The sequence below is a fragment of the Neobacillus thermocopriae genome, assembly GCF_010975035.1.
In the GTDB taxonomy this organism is placed as follows: domain Bacteria; phylum Bacillota; class Bacilli; order Bacillales; family Cytobacillaceae; genus Neobacillus; species Neobacillus thermocopriae.
Map to the genome: position 1 here is coordinate 1 of NZ_JAAIUV010000018.1, position 16,683 is coordinate 16,683.

Annotated in this window: 12 protein-coding genes and 2 riboswitches; of the genes, 11 read left to right on the forward strand and 1 reads right to left on the reverse strand. The window is 38.8% G+C overall.

What is annotated here, in order from left to right; all coding sequences use genetic code 11:
* Positions 1-767: 767 nt before the first annotated feature.
* Both G4Z05_RS11555 and map read left to right on the forward strand, forming a co-directional pair.
* Positions 768-1,250, forward strand: coding sequence for a BsuPI-related putative proteinase inhibitor (locus G4Z05_RS11555; protein WP_163252029.1), 483 nt, complete (start codon positions 768-770; stop codon positions 1,248-1,250).
* A gap of 221 nt (positions 1,251-1,471) precedes the next feature.
* The gene (map, locus tag G4Z05_RS11560) at positions 1,472-2,212 is read left to right on the forward strand and encodes a type I methionyl aminopeptidase (protein ID WP_163252030.1); all 741 of its coding nucleotides are present in this window, start codon (positions 1,472-1,474) and stop codon (positions 2,210-2,212) included.
* Positions 2,213-2,319: 107 nt separating this feature from the next.
* On the opposite strand, the gene dapA is transcribed toward map, so the two are convergent.
* Positions 2,320-3,201: a 4-hydroxy-tetrahydrodipicolinate synthase gene (dapA, locus tag G4Z05_RS11565; RefSeq protein WP_163252031.1), complete on the reverse strand. Its 882-nt coding sequence runs from the start codon at positions 3,199-3,201 to the stop codon at positions 2,320-2,322.
* 111 nt (positions 3,202-3,312) lie between these two features.
* Positions 3,313-3,494, reverse strand: a riboswitch (Lysine riboswitch).
* Between the two features lie 166 nt (positions 3,495-3,660).
* On the opposite strand from dapA, the gene G4Z05_RS11570 reads away from it, so the two are divergent.
* The 9 genes from G4Z05_RS11570 (at position 3,661) to G4Z05_RS11610 (ending at position 16,618) form a co-directional block, all read left to right on the forward strand.
* Positions 3,661-4,593, forward strand: coding sequence for a D-2-hydroxyacid dehydrogenase (locus G4Z05_RS11570; RefSeq protein ID WP_163252032.1), 933 nt, complete (start codon positions 3,661-3,663; stop codon positions 4,591-4,593).
* Positions 4,594-4,917: 324 nt separating this feature from the next.
* The gene (locus tag G4Z05_RS11575; protein ID WP_240465369.1) at positions 4,918-5,436 is read left to right on the forward strand and encodes a phosphatase PAP2 family protein; all 519 of its coding nucleotides are present in this window, start codon (positions 4,918-4,920) and stop codon (positions 5,434-5,436) included.
* Positions 5,437-5,593: 157 nt separating this feature from the next.
* Positions 5,594-5,789: riboswitch (cobalamin riboswitch) on the forward strand.
* Positions 5,790-6,151: 362 nt separating this feature from the next.
* A complete protein-coding gene (locus tag G4Z05_RS11580) occupies positions 6,152-8,395 on the forward strand; it encodes a ribonucleoside-diphosphate reductase subunit alpha (protein ID WP_420872904.1) in 2,244 nt (747 codons plus the stop codon).
* 15 nt (positions 8,396-8,410) lie between these two features.
* Positions 8,411-9,457 (forward strand): ribonucleotide-diphosphate reductase subunit beta, encoded by a 1,047-nt coding sequence (locus G4Z05_RS11585; RefSeq protein WP_163252034.1) that lies wholly within the window; start codon positions 8,411-8,413, stop codon positions 9,455-9,457.
* The gene (locus G4Z05_RS11590; RefSeq protein WP_163252035.1) at positions 9,454-9,900 is read left to right on the forward strand and encodes a flavodoxin domain-containing protein; all 447 of its coding nucleotides are present in this window, start codon (positions 9,454-9,456) and stop codon (positions 9,898-9,900) included. The genes G4Z05_RS11585 and G4Z05_RS11590 overlap by 4 nt, the downstream gene beginning before the upstream one ends.
* A gap of 226 nt (positions 9,901-10,126) precedes the next feature.
* The gene (locus tag G4Z05_RS11595) at positions 10,127-11,455 is read left to right on the forward strand and encodes an FAD-binding oxidoreductase (protein WP_163252036.1); all 1,329 of its coding nucleotides are present in this window, start codon (positions 10,127-10,129) and stop codon (positions 11,453-11,455) included.
* Positions 11,456-11,458: 3 nt separating this feature from the next.
* Positions 11,459-12,820, forward strand: coding sequence for a (Fe-S)-binding protein (locus G4Z05_RS11600; RefSeq protein WP_163252037.1), 1,362 nt, complete (start codon positions 11,459-11,461; stop codon positions 12,818-12,820).
* Positions 12,795-14,297 carry an FAD-linked oxidase C-terminal domain-containing protein gene (locus G4Z05_RS11605; protein ID WP_163252038.1) on the forward strand — a complete coding sequence of 501 codons (1,503 nt, stop codon included), beginning with the start codon at positions 12,795-12,797 and terminating at the stop codon, positions 14,295-14,297. Before G4Z05_RS11600 ends, G4Z05_RS11605 begins: the two co-directional genes overlap by 26 nt.
* Positions 14,298-14,437: 140 nt before the next feature.
* The gene (locus G4Z05_RS11610; protein WP_163252075.1) at positions 14,438-16,618 is read left to right on the forward strand and encodes a malate synthase G; all 2,181 of its coding nucleotides are present in this window, start codon (positions 14,438-14,440) and stop codon (positions 16,616-16,618) included.
* The last annotated feature ends 65 nt before the right edge of the window (positions 16,619-16,683 follow it).

Consider the following 16,683-nt stretch of genomic DNA (forward strand, 5'->3'; position numbering starts at 1 on the left):
CGGGCATCATATCTACTCCATGGCTACCTTTGTTCTTTTCTACTCTTTGTAAAGCTAAAAGCATATTCTCCCGTGACAGGATTTGATTCAAAAGCATTGTTATTCTTCCTTCCGTGAATAGCTTATCTTCTTATGCCAGTGGTCATTCCACCCTCCAAGAGGTCCCCCACGGGATTCACCGTTTCCTGTGTTCAACATGACACACTGAATGCAAAGGGCTATTCTCTCTTAATTGTTCAGTCCTTCCGAATTGTTCTAGACCAATTCGTACTATGACCTCTGCTGACTTCTGATGGCTCAGCTACTTATCACTAAGTAGGTTATGAAGGGTACTTCACGTATCCATCAGACCTCCCCGGGTAAGAGTGTGATCTTTCCTTCCATCCATCTGCTTCATTTACTCTGTATCACCTTCGGCAGAAAGGGCTTTGTTTTGTCATGCAAACTCACCCAGTGATACCTAGCCTCATATGAAGTTCGTGTTCCTCAGACCGGAAGTTTGCCGCTCGCTTCCTTCAGATTCCGCGTCACCACGGACACCCTTGCGTTAAGCTAACTGCTACTTCTGCCTTCGCAGCTCGGGACTTTCACCCTATAGATTACACCCATGCCGGGCGCACATGATAGAAAGCTGCCTTTTGTGGCAGCTTTTCTAATGATTGAAAAAAGTCTAATTTTCTATTTCTGGTAGAATGTGTAACCTTCATCTACATTTTTGCGACTATATTGCTAAAAACAACTGTAAAAATTAAAGGGGATTATTCTAAATGAAAAGCACGAGTTTAATCAAAGGCACGACCTTAGCCATATTAATTGGAATTTTATCAAGTTGCGGTCTTGAGGAAAATTCTTCTGGAAGGTCTAGGCAAGAAAATATCGAAAATCATCAAAATAATCATCGTTCTGAAAAATGGAAGGCATCTATTGAAACGAAAGTACGAACAAATGGGGTGAAGGTAGATTACAGGGTCACCAATATTTCAGGTCAACCTCAAAAATTAACATTTCAAAATGGTTTACAGGTTGATTATATTTTATATGATGGAACCGGTAATAAAATAAAGCAACTTTCCAAGGAAGTATTGTCTACCCAGGCGATACAAGAAGAATATTTAAAAAATGATGAGGAGTTCGCTCAGGAGTTCATGATCTCCAATCTTTCAAATGGTCACTATAAACTGGAAGTGTTTTTAACAGCAAAAGAGGAAAAAGCAAAAGTTGTAACAGATTTCATGATAAATAAGCCATAAAAACGGTGGAATTCTGCCTTTTTTCTCAATAAGGGTAAATGATGAAAAAGTTTTTGGTGAATAATAACATAAAAATGATAGTATTTGGTAAGAAATGATTTAAACGGTTGATATTTTTTATAAGAAAAACATTAATAGCTTGTTTTTTTCCAAAAAGAAAAGCTACAATATAGCTTATGAGTTTATTTTACTAAAAAAATGAGTAAGTAGGGGAAATACAGATGATTGCAAAAACAGAAGCAGATTTTAACGGATTAAAAGAAATTGGAAAAATTGTAGCAGCTATTCGAGACGAATTAGTCCAAAAGACGAAACCTGGAATTACCACTAAAGAATTGGATGAAATGGCTCGAGAGTTATTTGAGAAAAATGGGGCAATCTCTGCTCCAAAAGGAGAATATGATTTTCCTGGATACACTTGTATTAGTGTTAATGAGGAAGTGGCTCATGGGATTCCTGGAAATCGTGTCATTCAAGAAGGGGATATCGTCAATATCGATGTTTCTGGTTCGAAGAATGGATATTTTGCGGATACAGGAATCTCTTTTGTGGTTGGTAAAGGGGATGAAGTGTTAGAAAAGTTATGTGATGTGGCTCAACTTGCTTTTGAAGCGGGATTAAATAAGATTAAGCCAGGTTCCAAAAAAAGCGGAATTGGAAGGGCAGTATATCAAACGGCCAAACAGAATGGGTTTACTGTCATTAAAAATCTGACCGGTCACGGGGTTGGCAGAAGAATCCATGAAAGACCGAATCATATTTATAATTATTATGAGCCATGGGATGATGAATTGTTAAAGGACGGTATGGTTATTGCGTTTGAACCTTTTATCTCAACATTGGAAGAAGAGGTATTTGAAAAAGGAGACGGTTGGACGTATATTACGGAGAAAAGTTTTGTAGCTCAAGTGGAACATACGATTATCATTACGAAGGATGGACCAATCATTATTACTAAATAATGTAGGAAATGGTAGGATCCAATCAAAGGTTCAACCGTGGGATGGTATAGTTAATTTCAAATAGGTTCACCTAGAGATTCGAAAAACCGGGGCAATCGCCCCGGTTTTTATACTTCTACTCCTCCGGTTGATAAAATTTTTTGTAAGGCTAACGTTTCTTCTTCATTCAATGGAACCAATGGTAATCGTAGTCCACCAACATGAATTCCTTTCATATTTAATGCTGCTTTTACCGGTGCTGGGCTTGGTGCGGAAAATAATGATCTCATAATCGGAAGTAGGCTGCGATGTCTTAAACCTGCACCATGCACATCTCCTTGTTTAAAGCGCCTGATCATTTCTTGCATTTCATTACCAATAATATGGGAAGCAACAGAAACGACACCAGCGCCACCTATAGATAAAACAGGTAAGGTTAATCCGTCGTCCCCACTATATAATGTAAAGTCTTCTGGTGTTTGGCTGATAATGTCAGCCATCGTATCCAAATTACCGCTTGCTTCTTTAATACAAACAATATTTGGAATCTTTGAAAGTCGTACAATGGTTTCTACTGATAAATTCACGACACTTCTTCCGGGTATATTATATAGCATCACTGGTAGGGATGTAGATTCAGCGATAGCCTTAAAATGTTGATATAATCCTTCTTGAGAAGGTTTGTTGTAATATGGAGTAACGAGCATAATCCCATCTACTCCTGCATTTTCGGCTTGTTGGGTTAATTGAATAGAAGCTCGTGTATTATTGGAACCTGTTCCTGCGATGATCGGGATCCGACCATTAGCCACTTCTACGACATATTTAAATAAATTTACTTTTTCTTCATTCGTTAAAGTGGGGGATTCACCGGTCGTACCAGCAACAACTAATCCGTCAGAGCCATTAGCGATTAAGTAGTTTACTAAGTTCCTCGTTGCTTCGTAATTCATTTCACCGTTTTCATCAAATGGGGTTACCATCGCGGTAATAACTTGGCCAAAATTCATTTTTTATCACCCTTTTTTTCAATTTTTTAGTAGAGGGTATGGCCAACGCAAAAAACAGCAGCGAAAGGCCTCCGCTGCTGTAGTAGAAACATAAACAACATTCGTTCCTATGCGTGAGATAGCCCTCCATATAGTTTACCTATATGACAGTTCTGTGCTTATTCAACAGCAGAACCAGCTTCAAGAACAATGAGGTTCATTGAAACTTCGGCAAATTCCCCTTTCGCCATTCATCCTTGGATCTCATTATCCTCCGAATGGGTACTAATGGTCTTTGCGCCTCTATCCTCACTTCAAAAGGTTTGAAGTAAGAAAATATTTAATTGTCTGTAATATAACAGATTCCATCCATTTGTTCAAGAGATTTTATGAAAAAAATAGAAAAAATCTTGAATATTCTTTTTCGAAAAGGGATTTCTATTTCCAAGCAAGAAAAGGTATAAATGGAGGGATGAAAAAATGAGAATTAATAATATATTAGTAGTTAGTCCAATGTTTAAAGAACTCCAAACCATTATTCAAAAGGAAAAACTGAAGAAAAATTTTCGGTTTATGGCAGAAGAAGAGTTTACTCAAGAGGATTTGGTTTGGGCTGATGCACTCGTTGCATTTAATTTAAAGTCTAATATTGATTATCATCATGTCCAATGGGTTCATTCATTAGGAGCTGGAGTGGATCGGTTTTTATTTAAAAAAGATTGGGACGAAAGTGTCCTCTTAACGAGAACAATTTGCTCATTTGGTCAGAGAATAGCAGAGTATTGTTTGAGTTACATATTAAAAGATTTACAGTTTCATGATCCATTTGAAGAGTTAAAGCAGCAAAAAAAATGGTACCCGTTAACCCCGAAATTATTAAACGAACAAAAGGTGATGATCTACGGTACAGGGGAGATTGGCCAAACGGTAGCGAAGGTTTTTGCCAATTTCGGAGTAGAGGTCTATGGTGTTTCGTTAAGTGGGAAAGAAAAGGAGTTTTTTCAAGAAGTCATGACAGTAAAGGCTCATTATGATCGATTGTCTGAAATGGATTATCTCATCAATACTCTTCCATTGACAGAACTCACAGAAAAACTTTTTAAGGAAAACATCTTTCATCGACTGTCGGAGGCAGGATTTATCAATGTCGGAAGAGGAGCTTCACTGGATGAAAATGCTTTGCTTGATGCCTTAGATCATCATTATTTGCGCTTTGCTGTATTGGATGTATTTACAGAGGAACCACTTCCAGAGGATCATCCATTATGGGCACATCCAAAAGTATTGATCACACCACATATTTCTGCTGTTACGACGCCTGCGGAAGGGGCGCAATGCTTTTTGGAAACGCTGAGAAATATTGAAGAGGGAAAACCACTTCACAATAAAGTAAATGTGAAAAAAGGGTATTGATTGGCAATTGAAAGTTGTCTGGCTTTATGGCAAAGAGCGTAAGGATAAAGGAGTGATTAGCACAGCAAATTATGCTATAGGAGAAAAAAGTATAATTCCAACAATTGGTTATTGGTTTTTTATTAGATTAAAATAGTGTAGAAACGGAAAAAATATAGTAGTTCCATTAGGTAATAAAGAAGTATTGGAGTGAAAAAAATTCCGTTGAGTAGAGCTTTATTGACATGCTTGGTTTCTTTCATCACTTTTAGTTTTTTGTCCATGCTTGTCAAAGGGAATAAAATTGTAAACTTTGATAGTACTGTGATTCGGGGTATTCAAGGAATGGAGACACCGCCTTTGACAACCGTCATGAAATTTTTTACAAATATTGGTTCGACAAAAGTAGTTATCGTACTATGTCTATTGATTATCCTATTTCTTTACCTCGTCCTACATCATCGATCAGAACTTATCTTATTTATTGTGGTCACTGCGGGTTCTCCTATGTTGAATCACGCTTTAAAATCTTTTTTTCAGAGGGCCCGTCCGGATTTACATCGTTTGATTGAAATTGGAGGATATAGCTTCCCAAGTGGGCATGCCATGAATGCTTTTACTGTATATGGTATATTAACTTTTCTTCTTTGGAGACATATTCGGACTCGGACCGGGCGAACGATGTTAATTCTTTTTAGTGCATTCATGATAATCATGATCGGGATTAGCCGCATATATTTGGGTGTCCATTATCCAAGCGATATTATTGGTGGATATATGGCAAGTGGGTTTTGGTTGACCATAACGATTTGGCTTTTCCAATGGTATAAGGATAGACAGTCAAAAGAGGTTAATAGCAGATAGATAATAACATAGGAGATCTGATTGAATGTACACCTCTATACAAAGGAAAATGGAACGAATGTCTAAAACACTTGAAAAATAATCCATGTTGTACTATTATTGTTTCTAGTTTAATGTCTATATATTGATGTTTGATGAATGAATAAAACTATATATTGTGTTTGCCTTTAAGGTAGATGCCGATAATGGCTTAATAGGGAATCCGGTGAAAATCCGGAACTGCCCCCGCAACTGTAAATGCGGACGAACAGAGCATACCACTGTATAAGCAAGCTGAATAGGCACTTATATGGGAAGGACTCTTAGTAGGATGATGCATTAGTCAGGAGACCTGTCTATCTTAACATGTTTCAGCTTCTTCGGGGATTGAGAAGATGAAACGGTGGCGACTGTTAGGGATTGATGTCCAATTCCTTTTACTTTGCTATCGTTTCATCCGCTCAATACCGCTTGAGCGGATTTTTTTATTTGGAAAAATAGACATTCAACTTCGAGTGATGGAAAGTGTAAGCAACATAGTGAAGAGTTCACACTCTGGACTACATTCGTGAATACAAATTCTCGTGATTCCAAATGGGAGCACCATAAGGAATTCTTCGGCAATTTTTGGGAAGAACCCATACACCAATGGGCAGGGCGCTTATACTTTTCTAATTATAAGGGAAGGGAAGTTATTATGATTACTCAAGAAAAATTAGAACGAAATGATGTATTAATGACAATTAAGCAAGCTTCGGTAAAGTATCAGTTAAATACGAGTGAATTGGAAAAGTACATAAAGGAAATGGATGCAACTGAGGCCAATCGTTATGCATTAAGTTATGCAGTTAATCAAATTGCTATGGATCAGTCGGATTGGACGTATTTAGCAGCCGGCCTTTATTTAAATGAATTATACAAAAAAGCAGCGTTTCAAAGAGGTTACGATGCCTCAATGAAATATGGAAATTTTTATAGCTTAATTCAACAATTAACTGATCTCGGCATCTATTCTAGTCATCTCTTAAACTCTTACAGTAAAGAGGAAATTGACGAGATTGCGAAAGAAATCAATCCTGATAAAGATCAATTATTTAATTATTTAGGATTATTTTTGCTTGCCGATCGTTATTTGGCTAAAGATCATCAGGGGAATATCTATGAGCTACCACAAGAGCGGTTCATGATTATTGCGATGACAATCATGGTGAATGAACCAAAGTTAAAACGCTTATCTTTAATTAAAGAGGCATACTGGGCACTAAGCAATTTGTACATGACTGTGGCAACACCTACTTTGGCGAATGCCGGTAAAAGCTTTGGCCAACTTTCATCCTGTTTTATTGATATTGTTGATGATTCATTAGATGGGATTTATTTAAACAATTGGGATATTGCTCGGCTAAGCAAGGATGGCGGTGGAATCGGAATTTATTTTGGAAAAGTGAGAGCGCTTGGCTCAGATATTAAGAAATTCAAGGGTAATTCTTCTGGTGTAATACCATGGGTAAAATTGATAAATGATACCGCCGTCAGTGTTGATCAATTAGGTCAGCGTCAGGGAGCGGTTGCGGTTTACCTAGATTTGTTTCATAAGGATCTGATGAATGGTTTCCTCGATTTAAAAACGAATAACGGGGATGATCGTAGAAAGGCGCATGATATTTTTATTGGTGTCTGCGTTCCTGATTTGTTTATGAAAAAGCTTCTGGAAACAGACGAAAACGGCAGAAGTATCGGTGAATGGCATACGTTCTGTCCACATCAAGTAAAGCAATTTATGGGTTGGAAAGATGAGCAAGGGAATCCGCTTGGACTAGAGGATTTTTACGATGAAGTGGACCAAAAATATTTCACTGAGAAATACGAAGAGGCGGTTAACCATCCATTACTTCCGCGTAAAACATATCGGGCAATGGATATTATGGCTCGAATAATGATGGTTCAATTAGAAACAGGCACTCCGTTTATGTTCTACAGGGACGAAGTCAACAGACAAAATCCGAATAAACATTTGCTTGGAAAAGGCCGTACATCCATTTATTGTAGCAATCTATGCACAGAAATTGCACAAAATATGTCTCTCACAAAAATTGTCCAAGAATATGTGGATGAAGATGGAAATGTTGTCATTGTTAGAAAACCTGGTGATTTTGTCGTTTGTAACTTATCATCTATTAATCTAGCAAGGGCCGTACCTGCTGATGTATTGGAAAGGTTAATTCGAATTCAGGTTCGTATGTTAGATAATGTGATTGATATTAATACCATTTCAGTTGGTCAAGCCCAGCTGACCAATAAAAAATTTCGAGCAATCGGACTCGGTACATTTGGTTGGCATCACCTTTTAGCACTAAAAGGAATTTACTGGGAATCAGAAGAAGCGGTCCAATTTACGGACGAACTCTATGAAAATATTGCCTACCATACGATACGTGCTTCGATGGAGCTGGCAAAAGAAAAAGGGGCTTATAGTCAATTTCAAGGTTCGGAATGGCAGACAGGTGAGTATTTTGAACGTAAAAATTATACATCTGACCGATGGAAAGCGTTAAAAGAAGAAGTCAAGGCATATGGATTACGTAATGGCTGGTTGATGGCTATCGCTCCAAATTCATCTACTGCAAAAATCGGTGGGTCGACGGATGGAATTGATCCGATTTATTCTGTCGAATATGCGGAGGAAAAGAAAAACTTCAAAATAAAAGTAACGGCGCCTGACTTAAATCATCGAACCTATGAATTTTATCGACGGGCAAGACATGAACTGGATCAGCGTTGGAGCATAAGACAAAATGCAGCACGCACAAGACATATCGATCAGGGAATCAGCTTTAATCTATATGTCCGTCATGACATAAAAGCAAAGGAACTGCTGAATCTTCATTTGGAAGCCTGGAGACAGGGCTTAAAAACGACGTACTATATTCGAAGCACTTCGCAGACAGAAAACGAAGAATGTGAAGCTTGTCATAGTTAATGGGAGGAGATATTTATGAACAATCATGTAACATTAAATAAAATCAAGCTTTTGAATCCAGAGTTTCCTAATAAATCCACTGGTATTATTAATGGAAAGTCATCGGGTCTCCTGAATTGGAACGATATTGCCTATCCACAAATGTATGATTTGTATCATACATTGCTGTCAAATTTTTGGATACCACAGGAGATCAATATGCAGGATGATATTAAGCAATGGGACCTGCTTACAGAGGCGGAACAAGATACTTTTTTAAGGATTAATACCCAATTGGCTTCATTAGATAGCCTTCAAACACCAACAATGACGCAGGTAATGGATTATGTCACTGATTCGAGTTTTAAAGCAATATTTGCTGTGATTGCTCAACAGGAAGCTGTACATAATGAATCCTATTCCTATATTTTAAGTTCCCTTGTCCCATTGAGCGAGCAAAATTCTCGGTTTAATCAGGCGAAAAGTGACCCAATTGTTCAAAAAAGGAACCAATTGATTTTGGATGCCTATGAAAGGTTTCGCGACAATCCGACTCCTCAGCATTTATTTGAGCTGGGAGTGAATTCGATTAATCTTGAGGGAATCTATTTTTATGCCGGTTTTGCCTTCTTCTATCATCTTGCTCGTCAGCAAAAAATGTTGAAAACGAGTACGATGATCAGTTATATCCAAAGGGATGAAATGCAACATGCGTATTTTATGGCTCAATTTTTAAGAATTCTATTAACAGAAAACCTAACATTAAATCATCAGGAGAACGTGGAATATATTTATCAAACGATCGATCAAGCGGTGAAACTGGAAAAGGAATGGGCTCAGTACGTATTAAAGGATATCGACGGAATTGATTTAAAGGAGTATGAGGAATACACCGAATACTTGGCTAATAAACGCCTTCGTCAACTTGGTTTACAAAATTTATACAAGGAACGAGAGAATCCAATGCCATGGATCCATGTATTTAGTGATGAAATGCAAAATGGTACGAAGTCTGACTTTTTTGAACAGAAGCCAAGAACGTATTCAAAAGTTTCCCATTTAAACGGATTTGATGAACTATGAAAATAGCCATTGTATATACTTCTAAAACGGGAAACACGGAAGAACTAGTCTACTTGATTCGAGATTTATTTTTTCAAAGAAATGTAGAGGTTAAGGTCTACCGGGTGGAACAATTTCAAGATATGGCTATTGACCAATTTGATGCTATGATCGTTGCAACGTACACATGGGGCAATGGAGAAATACCATATGAGATGATGAATTTGTATCATGCATTTGAAATGCAGAATGTTAAACATGTGGTAACGGGTGTTGCGGGCACAGGAGATAGTGGTTACGAACAATTTTGTGGAGCAGTGGATCAATTAAGGGATATGCTTTATGTCCATACAACGTTGGCTGCTACTCTTAAAATAGAGATTACTCCACAAAGTGAAGATAGAAAACGTTGTAAGAAATTTGTTGATTTGTTACTAGAACGAGTCACACAAATGAGGCAATGATCCAATAACAAAGCATCATTCAAAAAAATCCGAAGTTGTCCGTAGGAGTTTCCTACGGACAATTTTTTTAGATTTAGTTCCTGTTAATTTTCAGATTATATAATAAATTCTAAATATTTATTTGAAAAATATTTCCACACATGGTTAAATAAAAAGAGATAATGATTTTTTGCAAAAATTAGAAACATTGTTTCTTATTACGATACAAATGAAAAGGTGGGGAAAAATGGTACAAACAGACCTTTTAGTAGACTTAAAAGGGATTTTACCAGAAGAGCGTATGGTTGAAGAAGAAGGAGAGATTCATCCGCTCGGGAATGGTGGAAAAATTACGGTATATCCTGACTCAGAAGAGGAAATTGCTAAAATTTTGCGATATGCCAATACCCATGGAAAAAAGATTTCAATTGTCGGTGGTGGGACAAAAAGAGGATTTGGTGGAGGAAACGAATCAGCCGATATCTTGTTATCTTTAGCAAATATGAATGGCATTGTGGAGCATACCGTTGGGGACATGACGCTGACCGTTAAAGCAGGAACTCCATTTAAAGACTTGCAGAACGCTCTTGCCGCGCACAATCAAAAAATTGCTCTGGATGTGAATTGGCCTGGGGATGCTACTATTGGAGGCGTCATTGCGGCAAATGATAGTGGTCCTAAACGCCTTGGTTATGGCTCATCTAGAGATGCCGTTATTGGATTAAGAGTGATTTATCCTGATGGAACGATTATTCGAACCGGTGGTAAAGTGGTGAAAAACGTTGCCGGCTATGATATGAATAAGCTTTTTATTGGATCCATGGGGACACTTGGGGTGATTTCCGAAGTGACGCTTAAGCTACGTCCATTACCGAAGTATGAAAGTCTAGTATTATTACATTTTCCAAATGGAGATTTACAAGAGATCCGTTCCTTTGCGATTAAAGTACTAGATTCCATGCTGGAACCTGTAGCTTTAGAGTTACTAAATCCTTTATTGGCGGAAAAATTAACAGGACACCACCAATATACCCTTGCTATCAGTTTTGAAGATAACGAAAGCTCCGTTCATTATCAAGAGGAATTTATTCATAAAATCCAGCCGGAAAAATCGCAAATAGATATTCTCTCCCAGAACAAGGCTAGAGCATTTTGGGATCAATTTTATCAAATCGCCCCAAATGGAGCAGCAGAGTTTACTGATACTCAGTCAATAGAGGCTGCCTTGAAAATCGGTGTAGTGAATCTGGATGTTTTAAACGTCCTAAGAGAAGTCCAGCTATTACAAGATTCTCACCCTATTTCCATCCTCGCACATGGAGGACTCGGCCATGGTTTATGTCAAGTGATCGTAAAAGGTTCATCAGAAGAGGTACTCTCAGCGATCCAATGGTTGAGAAATTCGGTTGAGCGGATGGGTGGGTACGTGGTTGTAAAGCATTTGCCGCTAATACTTCGACAAAAAATCGAGGTCTGGGGAAAGAAGCCATCTCATTTCTTCCTATTAGAAGGGATCAAGAATAAAATCGATCCGAATGGAATATTAAATCAAGGACGATTTGTAGGGGGGATTTAAACGATGAGCTCAAAAGAAGCGCCGATAAAGGAGAGCCCGATGTGTACAACAAAAGGATTGGGGAATTATCTTTGGAATGATCCTCCAGACGAGAATAAATGGGCAGACTGCGTTCATTGTGGGATGTGTCTAGAATCATGTCCTACCTATGAACAAACGGGAATGGAACAGCATTCGCCTAGAGGACGAGTGTATTTAATTAAATCTGTGGCGGAAGGCAAATTGGAAGTAAATAAGCAATTTATGGATCCGGTATTTGCCTGTCTTGATTGTCGGGCATGTACGACCGCTTGCCCCGCTGATGTGGATGTGGGCGGTTTAATTGAAGAAGCTCGTGGCCAAATTCGTCAGGCGATGCCGCTTACTGGGGTAAAAAAGGCGGTAAATGATCTCTTTCTAAAAGGGTTGTTCCCTCATCAAAACCGATTGAATGCAATAGGAAGCCTTTTAAAGTTTTATCAAAAAAGCGGTATGCAAAAGATAGTTCGAAAAACGGGTTTGATTCATATTATGCCAAAACATTTAGTCGAGATGGAAGCGATTTTACCAGAGATAAAAGAGCCGGTACGTAAAAAATATAAAAATGAAATGGTCATTAAAGCAAAGGGAAAAGCAAAACATGAAGTTGGGTTCTTAACAGGCTGCATCATGGATGTCATGTTCAGTGATATTAATCAGTCAACCATTAATGTATTAACCCGTAATGGAAATAATGTGGTCATCCCGAAAAATCAAACTTGCTGTGGTGCCTTGCATGTTCATGCTGGAGACCGTGAGACAGGAAGAAAACTAGCAAAGCAAAATATAGAGGCATTTGAAGATTGTGAAAAGGTAATCGTTAATGCAGCCGGTTGTGGCTGCATGATGAAGGAATATCCAGAACTATTTAAAAATGACCCTGAATGGCATAAAAAAGCAGTAGAATTTTCGAAGAAAGTAGAGGATATTTCGAAATACCTGTATGACACAGGGTATGAAAAGCCAAAAGCTGAAATCAAAACGAGAATAACTTATCATGATGCCTGTCATCTCGCCCATGGCCAAGGGATTCGTCAAGAGCCGCGTGATCTTTTACTTGATATTCCTGGCGTTGAAATGGTTCATATGCCAAACGCGGATAGATGTTGCGGAAGTGCCGGGATATATAATATTACCAATCCAGAAATGGCAGGAGCTGTGTTGAAAAGTAAAATGGAAAATGTGCCTGAGGATGTGGAAATGATTTCTATGGGTAATCCTGGTTGTATGCTCCAAATGGCGTTAGGAGTTCAAAAATATGGTAGAAATCAAAAAATTGTCCATACTGTTCAGTTACTAGACTGGGCGTATCAAAAAGAAGATGAATGGAAAAATAGGGGGGATTGATTTGGCGGAAAGGAGGATCCAGTCAGACGATAAGCATATACAAAACTTGGCTGCCATCGTCGGTGGAGAACACTCGATTCTTTATCATAAAGAAGATTTGATAGCATACGATTGTGACGGTTTTACCCTTCATAAGCATTTACCAAAGGCTGTCGTTTTTCCTAAGAATACGGAAGAAGTAGCCAAACTCGTAAAATATTGTTCTGACAACCAATTGCCTTTTCTTGCGAGAGGAGCTGGTACAGGGTTAAGTGGTGGTGCGATTCCGATAAATGGTGAGGTCATTATTAGTTTAGTAAGAATGAAGCGTCTACTAAATGTAGATTTAGAAAATAGAAGAGCCGTCGTAGAGCCTGGCTATGTGAATCTCAAACTTACCAACTCTATTTCGGATAAAGGCTACTATTATGCACCTGATCCATCTAGTCAATATTGTTGTACAATTGGCGGTAATGTGGCTGAAAACGCTGGTGGAGCACATTGTCTGAAATATGGGGTGACCACGAACCATATTCTTGGTCTCGAAGTGGTACTGCCGAATGGTGAAATTATTGAGATAGGTAAAAACGGCATTTTGGACACACCAGGATATGATTTGCTTGGGTTATTAACTGGTTCTGAAGGTACTTTAGGGATTGTGACAAAAATTATTGTTCGAATATTGAAAAAACCAGAAGCAAAACAAACGATTCTCGCCTATTTTGATAAAGTTTCGGATGGAAGCCAAGCTGTTTCAGATATCATTTCGGCAGGGATTGTACCCGCTGCACTAGAAATGATGGACAAAATTGCGATCGAAGGGGTGGAAGCGGCTGCCTTTCCTGTAGGCCATCCAAAGGATATTGAAGCCATGCTTTTAATTGAGGTAGATGGAATTTCAGCAGGGATTAACGACCAAATCAATCAAATTCTTGACCTATGCAAAAAAAGAAATGTACGGGAAGTAAAAGTCGCCCAAAATGAACAGGAGAGCAACAGATGGTGGGCAAATCGGAAAACAGGCTTTGGGGCAATGGGAGCGATTTCACCAGATTATTTAGTGCAGGATGGTGTCATTCCACGGAGTAAACTACCGGAAGTATTAGATCGCATTCAAAAAGTAAGTGAGGAATACGGGTTACGGATCGCTAACATTTTTCATGCAGGAGATGGAAATCTTCATCCACTTGTCTTGTTCGATGCGAGAATACCGGGTGAGTCCGAAAAAGCATTAAAGGCAGGTAGTGCTTGTCTTAAGGTATGTGCGGATGCAGGCGGCACCATTACAGGAGAGCATGGAGTGGGCATTGAAAAGAAAGAAGAAATGCGGTTTGTGTTCACGGATGAAGAAATCATGGCTCAAACCAACATTAGAGAAGTGTTCAATCCGAATAATTTATTAAATGCTGGAAAACTATTTCCGACACCTGCTCGTTGTGTGGAGATAAAGAAGGAGAGGAAAGTCTCTCATGAAAGAAGGAAGGTAGGAACGACCTGAATTTTGTGAATATTATTGTAATTAACCATTAAACATGATATCTTTTTTTTAGAAGGATTAGAAACAGCGTTTTGTAATAACAAACAATTTACATTTATTAAAAAAACGAAAAGGAAATGTGGTAAGGAGGAACAATGAGCATGACCAATTATGTCAAAGTGGGGAATCTTCAAGTTGCTTCAGAACTCTATCAATTTATTAATGAAGAAGCTATTCCAGGCAGTGGGGTAGATCAAAAGCAATTTTGGGTCGATTTTGAAAGATTAATAAAGGACCTAACACCGAAAAACAAGGAATTATTAGCGCGTCGTGATGAGATTCAAAGCAAACTGAATACTTGGTATCGTGAAAATAAAGGAAACTTTGATTTCGCCAAGTATAAAGCTTACTTAGAAGAGATTGGTTATCTCGAGCCAGAAGTAGAAGATTTTCAAATCGGAACAGAAGGGGTGGACGATGAAATCGCTGTTCAGGCTGGACCACAACTGGTTGTACCGGTGAACAACGCCCGTTATGCCCTCAATGCAGCCAATGCTCGCTGGGGTAGCTTGTATGATGCCCTTTATGGAACGGATGTCATTAGTGAAGATGGAGGAGCCCAACGCAGTGGATCATATAATCCTGTCCGTGGAAATAAGGTCATTGCGTTTGCGAAGGAGTTTTTAGATCAAGCAGCTCCATTACGCGAAGGATCGCATAAAGACGTAGTCCTATACAGCATTGTGGATGGGAAACTTTCGGTTAAGCTTAGTGATGGAAAAATAACCGGATTGACTGAGGATTCAAAGTTTGTTGGGTATACTGGTGTTAAAGAGGCACCATCTGCTGTTCTATTAAAAAATAATGGACTTCATATCGAAATCCAAATTGACCGCGGTCATCCAATTGGAAAAACAGATGATGCTGGGGTAAAAGATGTTTTATTAGAAGCAGCGATTACAACCATTATGGACTGTGAGGATTCTGTTGCCGCCGTTGATGCGGAAGATAAGGTGCTCGTTTACAGAAACTGGATGGGACTTATGAAAGGAGATCTTTCCGCAACATTTGAAAAAGGGACAAAAACAATAACCAGGACATTGAATCCAGATCGCTTCTACCTTTCGCCAGATGGGAAGGAATTTAGCTTATCTGGACGATCATTGCTACTTGTTCGTAATGTTGGGCATTTAATGACGATTAATGCCGTTCTGGATGAAAATGGGGAAGAGATTCAGGAAGGTATTTTAGATGGAGTGGTGACAAGTTTAATTGCTAAGCATTCCCTTTTAGGCAATGGAAAATACCAAAACTCTTCCAAAGGGTCCATTTATATAGTGAAACCAAAAATGCATGGTTCTGAGGAAGTTGCCTTTGCCAATGAACTATTTAATCGGATTGAAGATATGTTGGGATTAAAGCGTCATACTTTGAAAATTGGTGTCATGGATGAGGAACGCCGTACGTCATTGAATTTGAAGGCTTGCATTCGAGAAGTAAAGGATCGAATTGTATTTATCAATACTGGATTCTTGGATCGTACCGGAGATGAAATTCATACCTCTATGGAAGCTGGTCCGATGATTCGTAAAAATGATATGAAAGGTTCCACATGGCTCTCAAGCTATGAACAATCCAATGTAAGTGCCGGTTTGGCTACTGGGTTCCCAGGCCGAGCCCAAATTGGTAAAGGAATGTGGGCAATGCCTGATAAGATGGCCGAAATGCTTCAGCAAAAGATCGGGCATGTAAAAACAGGAGCAAATACGGCATGGGTACCGTCACCAACAGCTGCAACACTACACGCCCTTCATTATCATCAGGTAAATGTAACAGAAATTCAAAATGAAAAGAAACTAGAAATGAAGGATTATAGAGATGAAATTTTGCAAATCCCTGTCGCTGAACATCCGAACTGGAGTCCGGAAGAAATTCAGCAAGAGCTTGACAATAATGCACAAGGAATTTTAGGATATGTCGTTCGCTGGGTTGAATTGGGAATCGGCTGCTCGAAGGTTCCTGATATTAACAATGTCGGTTTAATGGAAGATAGAGCTACATTACGAATCTCTAGTCAGCACATGGCCAACTGGTTACACCATGGCATTTGTACAAAAGAGCAAGTATTAGAGACATTAAAGCGTATGGCAAAAGTCGTTGATGAACAAAATGCAGGAGATCCTGATTATCGTCCAATGTCGGTTGATTATAATCATTCCGTTGCATTCCAGGCCGCTTGTGATCTTGTGTTCGAAGGATACAATCAACCGAATGGATACACGGAGCCAATTTTACATCGCCGAAGAATGGAGGCCAAAGCTAAATTGGCTGTTAATAAGTAATTTACAGGACGGAGCCTGTCTTATTTCAGGCTCCTCCATCCATTAAGAACAAAAATGGGGGAAGT